Raw genomic sequence first — 16,352 nt, 5'->3', positions numbered from 1 at the left:
ATCAATTTAAATGATATCCATGATCTTTTGGTAAACCCAATTTATTGATAAAAGTAGCCCATCGTGGATCACTATACATGGGTTTAAACGATGGATAAGACAAAACTTCAGTTAAATCTTGATCTTTAATATAAAATGCTTTTTCCAAGTATTCAAATGCTGTATTAAAATTACCGCGATAGGCGTATATATCGGCCATATTTGCCGGGTTTGATTCGCTATAGCGCTCTATAAACTGTCTAAAGACATCTTCACTTTTTTCAATGCCACCTAAAGCATAAAGCACAAAATTTTTACCATATAAATTAAAAAACTCATGGGTTTCTTGCTCTATTTCAGTTAAAGCTTTAGCTGTATTTCCTTGCCCAAGTGCCACTTGAGCCTTCATATAATGTAAAATTTGAGTGTTTGGATAATAAGTTGAAAAGGTATTAAAAGCTTCCATAGCTTCTTCTAAACGATTTAACCTATAATAAGCAAATCCCAGATTGAAATAATTGGTATACAATAAAGGATCTGCTGCAATTGCTGTTTTAAGTAAGCTTACTGATTTTTCAAGATCCCCAAAGGTCATCAGTGCGGCAGTACCAATGATGACCGAGTTGTTAGGCTCAAGTTCGAGTGCCTTATTTAAATTCTTGATAGAATCATCAAATTCCCACATTCGATTCTGTAAACTTGCAAGTGTAACATAAGCCTCTGCATAATTTGAGTCTAATTGAATCGCTTTCTTCACAGCTATTAATGCTTTTGCGTTGCCTTCATTTGCATTCCAAATATTGTAATTATAGGATCCGGTACCGTATATGTAGGCCAATAAATCCCATGATTTTGCATAGCTTGAGTCTATACTAATTGATTGTTTAATAAGATTTTCAGCCTTAAGAAAACTTTCTTTGGTATTAAGGCGTATTAAATGTTTAGACTGTAAGTATAAATTGTAAGCTTCTGTCGCGGGAGGATTATTAGAACCTAAGGCTCCCATAAGGGTAAGCTCTAGCTGACGACTAACTGCACTTGCAATTTCATCTTGAATTTTAAATACACTGTCTAAATTACGATCATAAGTTTCAGACCATTCATGCGAACCATCAGCGGTATTAATTAATTGGGCCGTGATGCGTATTGTATTTCCAGATTTTCGGATACTTCCTTCTAAAATATGAGAAACATTTAACTCTTCTCCTATTTCTATAGCCGTTTTACTTTTGCCTTTGTAGGAGAATGAAGATGTGCGACTTATCACTTTAAGTTTTGGTATTCGAACTAAGATATTTAATAATTCTTCACTAATTCCATCAGAAAAATATTCGTGATCTTTATTCGGACTCATGTCTGCAAAAGCCAACACTGCAATACCTTTTTCTCCATATTCCAAAACCTTAACCGGTTTATTGACTAAACGTTCAACTACAAGAATGACAACGGCTAAACTCAAGGCAAAAATTATAACTTTATTTATTCGTGATCCTGTTTTAGACATCATTGATGTTTCTGGTTCAACATCAATGGTTTTTTTTAAACCTTCTGGTGTGAATTCATAAATCCATGAAAACACAATCCAAATTGGAAAGCCAATAAATAAAATGATCAGTGCCGATTTTAGAAGATAGGGAGGTGCTTCAAATGCCGGCAGAATTATCGATAACACTTGGATAACTAACCATGCCACAATTAAATAGGCTAATGCAGCTTTTATGACATTACGGCGCTTGAGTTCTTTGAAATAGTTTTTTAGATTCATTTGGTTGTTAAGCTCCTTAAATTTACTAAAATACTTTGATCAAGGCGTATTTCTTTGATTATTAATTAAAAGACTATATCGCAAGGAACATTTTCAATTTGGCAGAGTTATGAAAATAGGACGCCCTTAAACACTTCACTTAACGACTCTTTTTGCGTCCATATAAATCCAAGATTTTTGCTACAGCTTGAACCAACATTCTTGCACGGCTTTCTTAATCTATCTTAATTTTTAATCCATATAGCCAATATAATTTTACAAAAAAATTTATAAACGACCTGGACATGAAAGCATTAGGTATAATTCTATTTTATAATGTAATTCTACTGCCATATATATGGTCACAAGAATTAAGTTACCATCCCGAAATTTTATCGGGACATCGATCTTTTAGTTATCAACATAAAATTGAGTTTTCGGTAAATCCATCTTTGAAATTAAACAATATCACATTATTCGACACAGAATATAATAATGACGATAATAACTTATACTTTATCAGAAATTCCATTAGCTACGAATTTTTTAAAAATATCAAAGTAGTAGGAGCATTTGGAATAAAAAATCCAGGGTCTTTTGTCACAAGTGCATTACAATATAACTACAAAAAGAAAAATTACATGTTTATGTATTCAGTCGGTACTACTTATCAAAATGGATTTACTATTGAGCAAAATTTTGGATTTGAATTTAAACCTAAAATTAATATGGATATGTATGGTCTTCTCAAACTCCAAGTAATCAGTAATACTTCAAAGAAAGAATACGTAAGAGGCATTCAACAGTTAAGAATAGGGGTAATAAAGAACAACTTACAATTTGGTTTTGCTGCAAATTTAGATCAATTTAATAATGCTAGTAAAACCCTTGCCAACTACGGTATTTTCTATAAGCACAATTTAATATATTCAAATAATAAAACAAATGAAAACAAACTATGATTTAGGGCTCTTAATTATTAGAATAATAATCGCCTTTCCGATGCTGATCTACGGCATAAGCAAACTATTTAATGGTATAGATGGAATAATTCAACTATTACATGACAATGGACTCCCAGCATTTTTGGGTTATGGTGTTTACATAGGCGAAATTATCGCTCCTATCTTTATACTTTTAGGATATAAAGTTAGATTTGCTGCCGCAATTTTTGCGTTCAACTGTATTATGGCTCTTTTCCTTACCCAAACACATTTTATCTTTAAATTAAATGCCAACGGTGGTATGGCGATCCAAGAGTTAGCTATTTTTATAGGGATTTCCATAGGATTGATGATTACAGGATCAGGAAAATTCGGAATTTCACAAAATTAGTAGTACTCTCAATAGATAACATATGAACAAATGCAAACCTATTTAGAATTAAAAATCGATTGGCATATCTAAAACTGCTTTTGCCTAACTCTTATACTCATTTAAGAAGTTTAAGTTAATAGTACATTTAATTCTTATAAAAATGAATTTAATCTAATTGGCTATTCATTGAATTAATTATCTTTGATAGAATACTTGTGTTCTACATTATACTCAAAATTAATGCAATGGACTTCGCAGCAAAACTCATTGAGAATATTCGAGAAATAGTTCCTATTAATAGTAATGATGAAAAAGCTATTATTGAACATTTTAGGTTGAAAAAACTTCAGAAAAAAGAATTCTTAATTCAAAGAGGTGACATTTCAAAACATATGAGATTTATTGCTCAAGGTAGTTTAAGAAATTACTACCTAGATAGCCAAGGTAAGGAGCATATATTACAACTCGGAATTGAAGGCTGGTGGATAAATGATTTTTATAGCTTTTTCACTCAAACTCCAGCAAAATTCTATGTTCAAGCCGTTGAAAAAACTGTGATTATGCAGATATCCAGAGATGATCTAGAAAAACTGTTTATTTCAATTCCGTTAATGGATCGATATTTCAGACTTAAAATTCAAAAAGGATATATAGCTCTGCAAGAGCGAACCATATTTAGAATGAGCCAAACTGCTGAAGAACGTTATCTTGAATTCAGATCAAAATATAGACATTTAGAACAGCGCTTTCCTCAATATATGATTGCCTCGTATTTAGGTGTTACCCCAGAATTCTTGAGTTCAGTAAGAAAAAAGCTTTATGATAGCTAAATTAGATTATATCCTTTTTAAATGCCATCTATGATATTACATTCTAATGAAAAACAAGAGTGCTTTTGTTTTTACTCAAATTTCACAAAATAGACCCTTCATTTTTCTTAATCTAGATTAATATTTATTAACCGGTTATTATTGAATTTTGTATAAAATTAAAATAATTCAATAATATGAAAACTAATAGTAAATTAGGATATTGTCTTTTTAACAATATCGAAATTAATGACCCAGAAAAACTTGAAGAATATAAAAGTAAAGTAGTTCAATCTGTCGAGAAATTTGGAGGTAAATATTTGTCAATTGGAGGTAGTATAAGAAAGGTTGAAGGAAATTGGAATCCTCAATACATAGTTATGATTGAATTTCCAAGCTATGAATTAGCCAATCAATGGTATGATTCATCAGAGTATGCAGACCTAAAAGCATTACGGAACATAGCAGGAAAATATGATGGCGTTATTTTTCATAGCGTTTAAAAATAAACTAATATATTTTGGCTTACCCCTTTATTCTTTGCAATTAAAAAACAATTAAAACCATGAAAAAAATTGGAATCATAGGTGGTATTGGACCTGAAGCAACAATTATTTACTATAGAGAACTAATAACTAAATTAAATAATAATCTAAGTAAAGATCCGTATTCAACTTTAATTATAGAAAGTATATGTATGTCTCAAATGTTTAATTTCATAAATAATAATGACATGAATGGACTCACAAAAATGATAAATAAGAGTATTAATAATTTAGAAAAAGGAGGAGCTCAAGTAATCGCCATAGCTTCAAATACACCTCATATTGTTTTTGAACGTCTTTCTAAATTAGACAGAACACATTTAATTAATATTGTTGACGAAACGTGCAAATACATTTCTAGCAAAGGATTTAAAAATATAGGTTTGATTGGTACCCGTTCAACCATGGAAAGTGGCATTTATCAGAAGTTAGAAAAAAAATATAATTTAAACATAGTAATCCCTGACGCAATCGACAGAACCCTTATTGACCAATTATATCTTAATGAAATAGTGAAAAACAATCTGAACTCAGAGACGAAGCAAATCATAATTCAATTAATTAATAAGTTGATTATTTCCCACAAAATTGAAGGATTAATTTTAGGTGGCACTGAATTATCGCTTTTACTAAAACAAGATGATTTCAGTAATATTACATTATTTGATTCAACTAAAATTCATATTGATAGCATTACAAAATATAGCCTCTAAAATTAAGTTTTATTGGAGTGTTAAATAGATGCCATGACATTAATTAACCTTTAAATATTTCAAAAACATATATATTTCACCTTAGATTCACAATTGTTAATTCTATACTTCTCACTATAAAAGAAATTAGTTATAAAATGTATCACTAGAACTCTTTAAAGATGAAAATTCAATTAATTAGAAACGCAACAATTAAACTTAACTATGCAGGCAAAGTGTTTTTAATTGACCCATATTTAGGAAAAAAACATTCTCAACCATCATTTGCTGGAATTTCAAAAAATCCAACTGTAAATTTACCAATAAACGCGAAAGATGTATTAAAAGGAACCGATTTCGTGCTGGTTTCTCATATGCATCCAGATCATTTTGATGAAGCAGCAGAAAAATTGATACCAAAAAACTTTGCGATTTATTGCCAACCCGAAGATCAAAGCGCTTTAACCCTAAAAGGATTTACAAATGTTAATTCTATACCAATGAAATTACAAATAGGAGAGATTACAATTAGAAGGACCATAGGGCAACATGGTTATGGTAGTCGGTTAAACATGATGGGAAATGTTTCAGGATATATTTTTCAACACAAAGATGAGCCAACACTTTATTGGATGGGAGATACAGTTTGGTATGATAAAGTAAAACGTATTATCAAAAAAGTTAACCCTGATATTATAATAACGCATTCTTGTGGTGCTATTTGGTCTCAAGGTGAGTTACCTGTAATAATGGATGAAAAACAAACTGTTGAAGTTTGTCGTTTTGCACCCAATGCGAAAGTTGTAGCCACACATATGGAAGCACTTGATCTTGCCACTATTAGTCGCAAGGATTTAAAAAATTATGCGATTAAAAATGCCATTTCAAACACACAGTTATTAATTCCTGAAGATGGCGAAGAAATTTATTTTTATAAGCAACTTCTACCTCGTTGAGTCATAATATACAGTCTTAGTCCAAATGAAACCCGTGTTCTTTTGGTAAACCCAGCTTATTTATAAAAGCATTCCAGCGTGGATCACCCCATAAATTATTCATTTCTGGATAATTAAGAATCTCTAAAAGCACAACATCCTTATTCTCGAAAGCGATATCCAACCATTTAAAAGCAGCATCCTTATCGCCTTTAAACGCACAAATATAGGCGAAGTTTGGACTTGCAAAATCACCAAATTGTTCGATTAGTTGTTTCAGAAGCGCATTGGCATTTTTAGGTTTGCCTTGCGCATGAAATATTAAAGTTTTTGTGTATTTATTCCAAAACGGATGGCTATCCATATCAGCTTCTTTTAAGGCTTTTTCAAAGTTTCCTTGTGCCATATAAATGTTAGCCATACCAACATGGCCCAATCCCGATTTTGGATTCATAAGCAAATATTTTTCCATCCATTTACTAGCCTCATCATAGCGTTTGCTCCAAGTATGATATAGTGCCAAATTATAATAATTCGAGGAATTCAATGGGTCTATGGAAATGGCTTTACGGAGCAATTCAATAGCATCGTCTAAACTGCCAAACTGCATATTGTGGGATGCCGCTGCTTTTAACACCACGGCACTTTCTGGTGCCAATAGTAGTGATTTTTCTAAATACGTATTGGCACTCTTAAAATCCCACTCTGCACGACTATAAACGGCCAAAAGTGAATACCCGGGTGCATATTCTGGATCTAAAGCGACTGCTTTTTCAGCTGCTATTTTGGCTTTTGCAATGCCTTCAGATACTGACCGTTCTTCAGTACTATAAACAAAATAATTTTTATACATCACCGAACTTAAAAGTTCCCATGATGGTGCATAAAGACTATCTATTGCTATAGATTGCCTTAAAAGTGTTTCGGCATTGCTTACACTTTCTGATGATATTTGATCCACCAATTGTCTAGCTTTCAAATACAAGGTATAAGCTTCAGTATCAACAGTTTTAGAAGTAATATTCATGCCTGCCAAACTTGTTTTTAAACGATGTGTAACTGCTGTTGCAATTTCATCTTGAATCAAGAAAATGTCGTCAATAGGACGTTCGTAAGTTTCAGACCAGAGTTGTGAACCATCAGAAGCATTGATGAGTTGGGCAGTAATACGAAAACTTTCACCCGATTTACGAATGCTCCCCTGCAAAAGGTAATTGACGTTAAGGGCTTTCCCTATTTCATTTGTAGTAGCTTCTTTATTTTTAAATGTAAATGATGAAGTCCGGCTAATTACTTTTAGGTCTGGAATTCTGGATAAAAGATTCAATATTTCCTCGCTAATACCATCACTAAAATATTCTTGGTCTTTGTCGGGACTCATATCAGCAAATGCTAAAACCGCTATAGAATTATCATGGATTTTGTTGTCAGTAGCAGTAAAATCAAAAATTCGATCAGCAATCAGAAGGGCGACGATTAAACTCAAACCCGCAATAATTACCGTATTCATTAATTTACCTTCAAGTTTGTGATGCACAGGATATTTTTGCGTGGTACTAGCTGTCCACTTGAATCCCGAAGGCGTCCATTCAAAAAAATAGGCAAAAACCAACCAAACTGGAAAACAAACACTCAACACAATAATTAAAATAGACATAGCATCCTGACTAAATCCATATAATGGGAAGAAAATAGAAGCCGCTTGTATGAGCACCCAAGAAAAGACTATAAAAGAAATCGCTGCTTTAAATACATTGCGTCGTTTTAGCTCTTTTATGGTGCTTTTAAATCCGAATTCTTCGTCAGTTTTGGTCATTATATGCTTTGTTTCAACATCGGAAGAATTGATTTCAGGAATGGTCAAACCTTTTTCAACAATAGCATAAACAGGAATTGGGGTTTCAACGTTTTTAAACCTATAATCCTCTAAAAACTGGGTTTTAATATCACTTTGATTTTTTAATTGGTCATTAACCTCGTCCGAAATCAACACACTACCTGCAATTCCAATGGCCTCTATTCGTGAAGCAATATTTACAGCATCTCCTATAATGTCAGTTTCCGTTTTAATAATGTCACCAACATGTACGCCTATTCTAACTGGGATAGACGGCTCCTGTTGGAAAGTCTTTTGCAGGTCTACAGCGCATTTAACCGCCTCCACCGAACTCTTAAAAATACACAAGCTACCATCACCATAATATTGAATTAATTCGCCATGGTAAACTTTGAGAAGCTTATTAAAAAGTTCACGATACTTGGTTCTAATGATTACTGCGCTTTTTTCGTCTTTTTGCATTAACGCAGTATAACCAACTATGTCTGTAAACATTATAGCCGAAAGTTGTCGATGCTGTGACATAAAAACACTTTAGGAATCTAAATACTAATGTATAATATTTTCCGATTCATTAATCAAGTGACTACAACAAAATAACAGGTACGGTTTTTATATAAACATTTCAACTATAGCTGTATAGATAAAACATAGATAGTGTATGGATAATGTATGGATAGTGTATGCCAATGCTAGTTCGGCAGAACATGTAAAAAACGGTAAAAAGCGGCAAAATCGAGATTTAATTTACATATTCCGTCTATACTGTCCTCCTACTTCAAATAAAGCTTTGGTAATTTGACCTAATGAACACACTTTAGTGGCTTCCATCAATACTTCAAAAATATTGTCGTTGTGAATAGCAGCAGTTTGTACTTGTTTTAAAACCATATCAATCTTATCGGCATAAGCTTTGTGAAGATTGTTTAAGGTTTTAATCTGAAACTGTTTCTCTTCTTCTGTAGCACGAATCACTTCAGCTGGCAAAACGGTTGGTGAGCCTTTAGAACTTAAAAAGGTATTCACCCCAATAATTGGAAATTGTCCATTATGCTTTAAGGTTTCATAATAAAGACTCTCCTCCTGAATTTTAGAACGTTGATACATAGTTTCCATAGCACCAAGTACACCACCACGTTCGGTAATACGATCAAATTCCATCAAAACAGCTTCTTCAACTAAATCGGTTAATTCCTCAATGATAAACGAGCCTTGAATTGGGTTTTCATTTTTAGCTAACCCTAATTCTTTATTAATGATTAATTGGATAGCCATCGCACGACGTACCGACTCCTCGGTTGGCGTAGTAATAGCCTCATCGTAAGCATTAGTGTGCAAGGAATTACAATTGTCATAGATGGCATATAAAGCCTGAAGCGTGGTACGGATATCATTAAAATCAATTTCCTGAGCATGCAAACTACGCCCCGATGTTTGAATATGATACTTCAACATTTGTGCGCGTTCATTCGCTCCATATTTATGCTTCATGGCCTTGGCCCATATTTTACGGGCTACGCGACCAATTACGGCATATTCTGGGTCAATACCATTAGAGAAGAAAAACGAAAGGTTAGGACCAAATTTATTGATGTCCATACCCCGACTTAAATAATACTCCACATAGGTAAATCCATTAGAAAGCGTAAATGCCAATTGAGAAATTGGATTGGCACCTGCTTCGGCAATATGATATCCCGAAATAGAAACTGAATAGAAATTGCGCACTTTATTTTTAATAAAGTAGTCCTGAACATCACCCATTAATCGTAAGGCGAATTCTGTAGAAAAAATACAGGTGTTTTGTGCCTGATCTTCTTTTAAAATATCGGCTTGCACAGTCCCACGAACTTGTGCAATGGTTTTAGTTTTAATTTCTTGATAAATATCCTGTGGTAGTACCTGGTCTCCAGTTACCCCTAATAGCATGAGGCCCAAACCATCATTGCCTTCGGGAAGTTTACCATTATATTTGGGACGTTCTACACCTTTCTCTTTATAGAGTTTAGCAATTTTGGCTTCTACTTCCTTTTCAAGACCATTTTCTTTTATATAAAGCTCACATTGTTGGTCGATAGCAGCATTCATAAAAAAGCCTAATAACATTGGAGCGGGACCATTAATGGTCATACTCACCGAGGTCATTTCGTGTGCCAAATTAAATCCTGAATAGAGTTTCTTGGCATCATCTAAACAGCAAATTGAAACACCAGCATTACCAATCTTACCATAGATATCCGGACGATGATCTGGATCATTACCATAAAGGGTTACACTATCAAATGCTGTAGAAAGTCGTTTGGCAGGAATTCCTTGGCTCACATAATGAAAGCGTTTGTTGGTCCGTTCTGGGCCACCTTCCCCTGCAAACATTCGCGCTGGATCTTCTCCGGTGCGTTTAAACGGATACAAACCTGAAGCAAACGGAAATTCTCCAGGGACATTTTCTTGTAAACACCATCGCAACACATCACCCCAAGCCTGATATTTTGGTAAAGCCACTTTAGGGATTTGGGTATGGGATAACGACTCGGTATGTGTTTCTATTTTAATTTCTTTTCCCCTTACTTTAAATGAATATATTGGGTCTTTATAGCGATTGACTTTCTCATTCCAACCCATAATCGATTCCCAATGGTGTGGATCGAGGTTTAGCTTTACACGGTCGAATTCGGCTATAAGTAATTTGATAAAGTCCTTATTATCATCTTGAACTTGTTTCAGGATTTCCTCATAATTTAATCCATTTTTGTCTAGAAAAGACATCTCGACTGCGCTCGACGTAACCTTGCTAGCTGAACAAATAGTTTTAAAAATACCGTATAATTTTTGAGCGACTTCCACCTGCTCATTTACCGTTTTATCGTATGCACGATTATTCTCAGCAATTTCTGATAAGTAACGTGTTCTCGAAGGCGGAATAACAAAAATCTTTTCACTCATCTCATCTGTAATCTCGAAGTTGGAGTTGAGATCAGCATCCGTTTTTTCCTTTAATTTATCCATGACCGCCTTATACAGAGTATTCATTCCAGGATCGTTAAACTGTGAAGCTATGGTACCAAATACAGGTAATTGATCTTGCGGGACATCCCATAAGTTATTATTGCGCATGTACTGTTTCTTGACATCGCGAAGCGCATCTAAAGAACCACGTTTGTCGAACTTGTTAATCGCTACTAAATCGGCAAAATCTAGCATGTCGATTTTCTCCAATTGGGTAGCAGCACCAAATTCTGGGGTCATGACATATAAAGACACATCGGAGTGTTCAATGATTTCGGTATCCGATTGTCCAATACCAGAAGTTTCCAGAATAATTAAATCATAGGCTGCAGCTTTCAAGACTTCAACAGCCTCATTTACATATTTAGACAATGCCAAATTAGACTGCCTCGTAGCTAAACTTCGCATATAAACGCGTGGATTATTGATAGCATTCATTCGAATACGATCACCTAAAAGTGCGCCTCCGGTTTTACGCTTTGATGGATCTACAGAAATAATTCCAACGGTTTTATCAGGAAAGTCAATTAGAAATCGGCGTACCAACTCATCAACCAATGACGACTTTCCAGCACCGCCTGTCCCAGTAATTCCTAAAACAGGTGTATTAGTTGTTTTGTTTCTATTGTGAATAATTTTAAGTGCGTCCTTTGCAATTTCAGGAAAATTTTCAGCTGAGGATATAACACGGGCAATGGATTTGGGGTTTTTTGATGCTAGGGTTTCTACTTCACCATTTAATTGATCACCTATTGCAAAGTCAGATTGCATTACTAAATCATTGATCATGCCTTGCAATCCCATAGCACGTCCATCGTCTGGCGAATAAATTCTTGTAATGCCATAATCCATTAAGTCTTTGATCTCTTCAGGAAGAATAACACCGCCGCCGCCGCCAAATATTTTTATATGGTCTGCTCCCTTTTCCTTCAGTAAATCGTGCATATACTTAAAATATTCATTGTGCCCACCTTGGTACGAAGTAAGAGCGATGGCATTCGCATCTTCCTGAATTGCAGTATTTACTACTTCTTCAACACTTCTATCATGTCCTAAATGAATCACCTCAACACCAGTTGATTGGATGATACGTCGCATAATATTGATGGCGGCATCATGACCATCAAATAAGGATGCGGCAGTTACAATTCGTACTTTATGCTTGGGTTTATAGGGCTGAATTTGTTTCATCAATAATTTTAAGTTGAATTATAGGGGCAAATTTACGGAATATTCAAAAATCTATACGATTTATCTTCATATTTCTAAAATTTTGAAGATGTTTAATTTCCTAATCATTTTGGGCTACTTTTAACCCAATGAAGTCGTTAAAAATCATGACTAAAATTACGCTTTTAATCTATTGCAAGGACCGATCAGGTATTATCGCTTCGGTAACTAATTTTATTTCCCAGCATCAAGGAAATATTGTTTATATCGATCAACATGTAGATCGTGAGCAAAACACCTTTTTTATGCGGTTGGAAAGTGAATTTGAAAATGAAAGCTTTTCAATTGACGAATTTAAAACCGAATTCAAGAAAACACTGGTCAAAACTTTTGAAATGAAATGGCGTATGTATTCGTCAGATATTAAACCAAAAATGGCCCTGTTTGTTTCTAAATACGACCATTGTTTGTATGATATTTTAGGACGTTACAATTCGGGAGAATTATATGTTGACATTCCATTTATTATCAGTAACCATAAGGATTTAAAACCTATTGCAGATAGCTTCAATATTCCTTTTTATCACATTCCCGTGACCAAGGACACCAAAGTCAATGCCGAAACCCAACAACTTGAACTTTTACGGTCCCATAAGATCAATTTTATTGTCTTGGCACGTTATATGCAAATTGTATCCAGTAGGTTAATTGAAGAGTTTCCGAATAAAATAATTAACATTCATCATTCCTTTTTACCTGCTTTTGTAGGTGCAAAACCCTATCATTCAGCTTATAAACGCGGCGTTAAAATCATTGGCGCAACCAGTCATTATGTTACTGCAGAATTAGATGCAGGCCCCATCATTGAACAAGACGTGGCCAGAGTTTCACACACACATTCTATTGAAGATTTGATTGCTAAAGGAAGAGATCTTGAAAAAATCGTGCTCTCTAATGCGATAAAACTTCACCTTAATCGCAAAGTCATGGTTTATAACAATAAGACGGTAATTTTCTCTTAATCCAACCTAAAGACTTGCCCTTGTTTAGCAAAATTGAAGCCTAAATTTTGGATGCTATCTTTTAAAGGATGAGTATCTAAAATCGTTGGATTAGTATGATTGAAATGAATAAAGTAAATTTTATTCTTGGTTTTAAGGTCTTCGTTTTCAAATAAGGTTGTAGTTTCAGAAGTGAACGGGTGGGGTATTTTACTCATATCACGTTCGAGCTCGCCATCTCTAAAAAATGAGGCATCCAGAAATGCATAATCAACCCTTTTCACTTCTTCAATAATGTTCCTATCCCACACGTGCCATTTATTGATATCTGGAATAAAAATCGCAGTTTTTTTCTTTCCTTCTATTTTGTAACCAACAGTTTCAGAATATTCATCGCGATGAGGCACTAAAAACGGAGTTACTTTTAAATTATCGGAAAGGCTGATTATGGAATCGTGTTTTAAAGGTTTTAAGTCAATATTGTCCTTCTCCACCAACTGACTCCAAGGACCATTGGTTTCTAAATAGCGTTTCATTTTAGGCATAGCATATATTGGAACTCTATTGGCTCCCATGGCTTCTAAGCCTAAATACATTAGTCCTGTATAATGGCCAATATGTGCATGAGTCAAAAATACACCATCCACGATATTACCATTATCCAAATGTTTTGTTTTTAGGAATTGAGATTGTTCAGTAAAATCTGGCGTAGCGTCAAATACATACTTCTTCTTATTATCTAGATCTACCAAGCCTAAACAGGACACCCATTTTTTGTCTTCATTTGCATTATAAAAAGCCTCGCAACAAGACTTATCACAGTTGATTTGTGGGTAACCAGCATCCTGTGCAATACCTAAAACTGTTATATATTGATTTGAATTCATACTTTGTAAAATGTCAGAATTCACATGCGTTGTTTTGTCCTTACAGCTCAAAGCAGTTATAAAAATGAATACAAAAAAGAATCTCATGGTAAGAAAGTTAAATGCGATCTTAAAAATACACAAATGGACAGTATAATTAGAGTTTTAGCCTATTAAATAGATTTTGGCATATAAAAACGGTATTAAATTTGTTTCGTACTTTTGAAACTACATAAACTTCTATAATGAGAAAATTTTTATTTATCTGCTTCGTATCTTGTTCTACCTTCAACTGTGCCGAATTACAGCAAGTCGTCAACCAATTGCCCCAGGGTGGATTATCAGAAGCTGATATTGCTTCAGGTCTACGACAAGCTCTAGATTTTGGTATTGATAAGCAAGTGAGCAAACTAACACTAGAAGATGGTTTTTATAAGAATGAATTGGTTAAAATTTTACTTCCCGAAGAATTACAAAAAGTTGATAAAGCATTACGTGATATTGGCTTGAGCAGTCTAGCCGATGAAGGTCTTAAACTTTTAAATCGTGCCGCCGAAGATGCTGTTAAGGAAGCTACACCAATTTTTGTAAACGCTGTGAAAGAAATAACGTTTACTGACGCAAAAAACATATTATTAGGACAAGATGATGCTGCAACACACTATTTAACCGGTAAAACACAAACCGATTTGTACAATAAATTTCATCCGGTGATTAATAATTCCTTCGCAAAAGTAGGTGCAGATCAAATTTGGGAAAACCTCATTAATCGATATAACAGTTTACCATTTACAAATAATGTGAACCCTGATTTAACCGATTATGTTACTGGTGAAGCCCTAAAAGGCGTTTACACCATGATCGCGGTTGAGGAAAAAGAGATACGCACCAAAATTGGCTCACGAACCACAGATTTGTTAAGGCGAGTGTTTGCCTTGCAAGATTAAACTAATAACCAATGAATACATTCTATAAAATTGCGGTAGTTGGACCTATTCCCGCCGACACTATCATAACGCATCGAGGTGAGCTTATTCAAAAATACGGCTGTGTAACTCACCCAACAATGGCACTTGGTAAACTCTTAAATGGTATAGGCGAAGTTATTCCTATTAGCCATGTTAATAAGAAGGATCACGAAGCCATAAATGCAATTTTTAAGGATTTAAAAAATGTGAATTTAAGCGGAATAAGTAGCGAAAAAGACAGCGGCGCCATTATTGAACTTAAATTTAAAGATCAAAACAATAGGCTAGAAACGCAATTAGCAAATATGGCGGCAATAGCACCTAAAGATGTTTCAAATTATTTAGACGCCGATTGCTTTGTTTTTGTACCCATAACAGACCACGAAATTGAATTAGCTACTCTAAAGTATATTAAAGAAAATAGCAAGGCTAAAATAATTTTTGATGCACATGGCCCAACAACATATGTCAATAGTGAAGGTAAACGATTACGTCGCTTTTGGGACGATAAGGACGATTGGTTTCAATATATAGATGTTTTAAAAATGAATTTGGAAGAATCTATTTGTTGTTGGTTCGATCAAGATTTTTCGAATGAAGACTTTTATGACGAAAACAATACTGGTCATTTAGATGAATTTGCAGAATACGTGTTAAGCAAGGGAGTAGAAACTTTATATGTAACATTAGATGCCAAAGGCTGTGTTATCTATACTAAAGATGAAGATGTTATTACCAAAGATTTTGTACCATCGGTTTATGTAGACCACGTTGTTGATACTACCGGTTGTGGTGACTCTTTTGCCGGTGGTTTAGCATTTGGACTTACTCTCTATGATGATGTCATAAGCGCTGCCTATTATGCAAATACTCTTGGAGCTTTAAGAACACAAGGCAAAGGCTTTGGGGTATTTAAGTCTCTTGAAGCTACTGACCAAATTATTGAAAAAAACTATTGAGTTTTTTTATATAATCCGTCAAAAGCTACGGTAATGTCTTTACCATTGGTAATGGTTTCCCAATATTGGCGAACACTTCCATCTTCATTTAAAGTCCAAGTTACACGATGAAAGTAGGTATCCCCTTTGGCATTTTTTAGTTCATCAGAACTTAAAATCATCTGATTTCCTTTTCTATTTCCTTTTAGATGCAAACTCCCACCTTGGTTATCTATCCACAGTTGTTCCCATTGTTTTGTGGAAGTATTATAAAAATTATTGCTAGTACCAGTGAAATTCCCAGCAGCACTGGACCAGTTCTCTCTTAAAATGCAATTATTTTGAATCTTGTCTATTTCATTTGTTCCTGCGGGAGATCCATCAGGGGTAGTAACTGTCCAAGACCCTAACCAAAAATCAAATTCAGCATATTTTTCAGAGCAACAATTACAATTGGAAGTTTGTGCGTTTATAGAAACCGAAGTCAAAATGATAATAAAAAATAGTGTTGTTTTCATTATTTAGAATTTTTGATCATTTCTCAA

Annotated in this window: 14 protein-coding genes; 9 read left to right on the top strand and 5 right to left on the bottom strand. The window is 34.2% G+C overall.

Annotation, left to right across the window (positions count from 1 at the left end; all coding sequences use genetic code 11):
• Position 1 precedes the first annotated feature (1 nt).
• Positions 2-1,744 carry a tetratricopeptide repeat protein gene (locus ACFO5O_RS00700; RefSeq protein WP_387959953.1) on the bottom strand — a complete coding sequence of 581 codons (1,743 nt, stop codon included), beginning with the start codon at positions 1,742-1,744 and terminating at the stop codon, positions 2-4.
• A gap of 284 nt (positions 1,745-2,028) precedes the next feature.
• Between ACFO5O_RS00700 and ACFO5O_RS00695 the strand changes: the two genes are divergently transcribed.
• The 6 genes from ACFO5O_RS00695 to ACFO5O_RS00670 all read left to right on the top strand — a co-directional run bounded on the left by ACFO5O_RS00695 (position 2,029) and on the right by ACFO5O_RS00670 (position 6,042).
• Positions 2,029-2,685 (top strand): hypothetical protein, encoded by a 657-nt coding sequence (locus tag ACFO5O_RS00695; protein ID WP_387959951.1) that lies wholly within the window; start codon positions 2,029-2,031, stop codon positions 2,683-2,685.
• Positions 2,669-3,058: a DoxX family protein gene (locus tag ACFO5O_RS00690; protein WP_387959949.1), complete on the top strand. Its 390-nt coding sequence runs from the start codon at positions 2,669-2,671 to the stop codon at positions 3,056-3,058. Before ACFO5O_RS00695 ends, ACFO5O_RS00690 begins: the two co-directional genes overlap by 17 nt.
• 227 nt (positions 3,059-3,285) lie before the next feature.
• Positions 3,286-3,870 carry a Crp/Fnr family transcriptional regulator gene (locus tag ACFO5O_RS00685; RefSeq protein ID WP_387959947.1) on the top strand — a complete coding sequence of 195 codons (585 nt, stop codon included), beginning with the start codon at positions 3,286-3,288 and terminating at the stop codon, positions 3,868-3,870.
• Positions 3,871-4,046: 176 nt separating this feature from the next.
• Entirely contained in the window at positions 4,047-4,352 is a 306-nt protein-coding gene (locus ACFO5O_RS00680) for a DUF1330 domain-containing protein (RefSeq protein ID WP_387959945.1), read from the top strand.
• A gap of 62 nt (positions 4,353-4,414) precedes the next feature.
• Positions 4,415-5,107 (top strand): aspartate/glutamate racemase family protein, encoded by a 693-nt coding sequence (locus tag ACFO5O_RS00675; RefSeq protein ID WP_387959943.1) that lies wholly within the window; start codon positions 4,415-4,417, stop codon positions 5,105-5,107.
• Between the two features lie 161 nt (positions 5,108-5,268).
• On the top strand, positions 5,269-6,042 hold the full coding sequence (locus ACFO5O_RS00670; protein ID WP_387959941.1) for an MBL fold metallo-hydrolase: 774 nt from the start codon (positions 5,269-5,271) through the stop codon (positions 6,040-6,042).
• Between the two features lie 16 nt (positions 6,043-6,058).
• Here the strand turns inward: ACFO5O_RS00670 and ACFO5O_RS00665 are convergent, their stop codons facing one another.
• Together ACFO5O_RS00665 and ACFO5O_RS00660 are read right to left on the bottom strand one after the other, a co-directional pair.
• Complete coding sequence (locus ACFO5O_RS00665; protein ID WP_387959939.1) at positions 6,059-8,383, bottom strand: adenylate/guanylate cyclase domain-containing protein; 2,325 nt, start codon at positions 8,381-8,383, stop codon at positions 6,059-6,061.
• A 222-nt stretch (positions 8,384-8,605) separates the two neighbouring features.
• A complete protein-coding gene (locus ACFO5O_RS00660) occupies positions 8,606-12,055 on the bottom strand; it encodes a methylmalonyl-CoA mutase family protein (protein ID WP_387959937.1) in 3,450 nt (1,149 codons plus the stop codon).
• A gap of 146 nt (positions 12,056-12,201) precedes the next feature.
• Between ACFO5O_RS00660 and purU the strand changes: the two genes are divergently transcribed.
• Positions 12,202-13,056 (top strand): formyltetrahydrofolate deformylase, encoded by an 855-nt coding sequence (gene purU, locus ACFO5O_RS00655; protein WP_387960426.1) that lies wholly within the window; start codon positions 12,202-12,204, stop codon positions 13,054-13,056.
• Here the strand turns inward: purU and ACFO5O_RS00650 are convergent.
• Positions 13,053-14,009 (bottom strand): MBL fold metallo-hydrolase, encoded by a 957-nt coding sequence (locus ACFO5O_RS00650; RefSeq protein WP_387959936.1) that lies wholly within the window; start codon positions 14,007-14,009, stop codon positions 13,053-13,055. The two genes, purU and ACFO5O_RS00650, sit on opposite strands and share 4 nt — an antisense overlap.
• A 137-nt stretch (positions 14,010-14,146) precedes the next feature.
• On the opposite strand from ACFO5O_RS00650, the gene ACFO5O_RS00645 reads away from it, so the two are divergent.
• Together ACFO5O_RS00645 and ACFO5O_RS00640 are read left to right on the top strand one after the other, a co-directional pair.
• The gene (locus ACFO5O_RS00645; protein WP_387959935.1) at positions 14,147-14,848 is read left to right on the top strand and encodes a DUF4197 domain-containing protein; all 702 of its coding nucleotides are present in this window, start codon (positions 14,147-14,149) and stop codon (positions 14,846-14,848) included.
• Between the two features lie 11 nt (positions 14,849-14,859).
• Positions 14,860-15,828 (top strand): carbohydrate kinase family protein, encoded by a 969-nt coding sequence (locus ACFO5O_RS00640; RefSeq protein ID WP_387959933.1) that lies wholly within the window; start codon positions 14,860-14,862, stop codon positions 15,826-15,828.
• On the opposite strand, the gene ACFO5O_RS00635 is transcribed toward ACFO5O_RS00640, so the two are convergent.
• Positions 15,822-16,325, bottom strand: a complete 504-nt coding sequence (locus ACFO5O_RS00635) for a hypothetical protein (protein WP_387959931.1) — start codon at positions 16,323-16,325, stop codon at positions 15,822-15,824. The genes ACFO5O_RS00640 and ACFO5O_RS00635 overlap by 7 nt on opposite strands.
• Positions 16,326-16,352: the final 27 nt, after the last annotated feature.

This window comes from Geojedonia litorea, assembly GCF_042654525.1.
Classification (GTDB): Bacteria; Bacteroidota; Bacteroidia; order Flavobacteriales; family Flavobacteriaceae; genus Geojedonia; species Geojedonia litorea.
The sequence above is the reverse complement of the archived record's forward strand: the minus strand, read 5'-3'. Positions and strand labels throughout refer to the sequence as shown.

What these genes read in the sequence shown, in the direction of transcription:
- ACFO5O_RS00700 (WP_387959953.1), bottom strand. Translation starts at nt 1,744, where the DNA reads ATGAATCTAAAAAACTATTTCAAAGAACTCAAGCGCCGTAATGTCATA.
- ACFO5O_RS00695 (WP_387959951.1), top strand. Translation starts at nt 2,029, where the DNA reads ATGAAAGCATTAGGTATAATTCTATTTTATAATGTAATTCTACTGCCA.
- ACFO5O_RS00690 (WP_387959949.1), top strand. Translation starts at nt 2,669, where the DNA reads ATGAAAACAAACTATGATTTAGGGCTCTTAATTATTAGAATAATAATC.
- ACFO5O_RS00685 (WP_387959947.1), top strand. Translation starts at nt 3,286, where the DNA reads ATGGACTTCGCAGCAAAACTCATTGAGAATATTCGAGAAATAGTTCCT.
- ACFO5O_RS00680 (WP_387959945.1), top strand. Translation starts at nt 4,047, where the DNA reads ATGAAAACTAATAGTAAATTAGGATATTGTCTTTTTAACAATATCGAA.
- ACFO5O_RS00675 (WP_387959943.1), top strand. Translation starts at nt 4,415, where the DNA reads ATGAAAAAAATTGGAATCATAGGTGGTATTGGACCTGAAGCAACAATT.
- ACFO5O_RS00670 (WP_387959941.1), top strand. Translation starts at nt 5,269, where the DNA reads ATGAAAATTCAATTAATTAGAAACGCAACAATTAAACTTAACTATGCA.
- ACFO5O_RS00665 (WP_387959939.1), bottom strand. Translation starts at nt 8,383, where the DNA reads ATGTCACAGCATCGACAACTTTCGGCTATAATGTTTACAGACATAGTT.
- ACFO5O_RS00660 (WP_387959937.1), bottom strand. Translation starts at nt 12,055, where the DNA reads ATGAAACAAATTCAGCCCTATAAACCCAAGCATAAAGTACGAATTGTA.
- purU (WP_387960426.1), top strand. Translation starts at nt 12,202, where the DNA reads ATGACTAAAATTACGCTTTTAATCTATTGCAAGGACCGATCAGGTATT.
- ACFO5O_RS00650 (WP_387959936.1), bottom strand. Translation starts at nt 14,009, where the DNA reads ATGAGATTCTTTTTTGTATTCATTTTTATAACTGCTTTGAGCTGTAAG.
- ACFO5O_RS00645 (WP_387959935.1), top strand. Translation starts at nt 14,147, where the DNA reads ATGAGAAAATTTTTATTTATCTGCTTCGTATCTTGTTCTACCTTCAAC.
- ACFO5O_RS00640 (WP_387959933.1), top strand. Translation starts at nt 14,860, where the DNA reads ATGAATACATTCTATAAAATTGCGGTAGTTGGACCTATTCCCGCCGAC.
- ACFO5O_RS00635 (WP_387959931.1), bottom strand. Translation starts at nt 16,325, where the DNA reads ATGAAAACAACACTATTTTTTATTATCATTTTGACTTCGGTTTCTATA.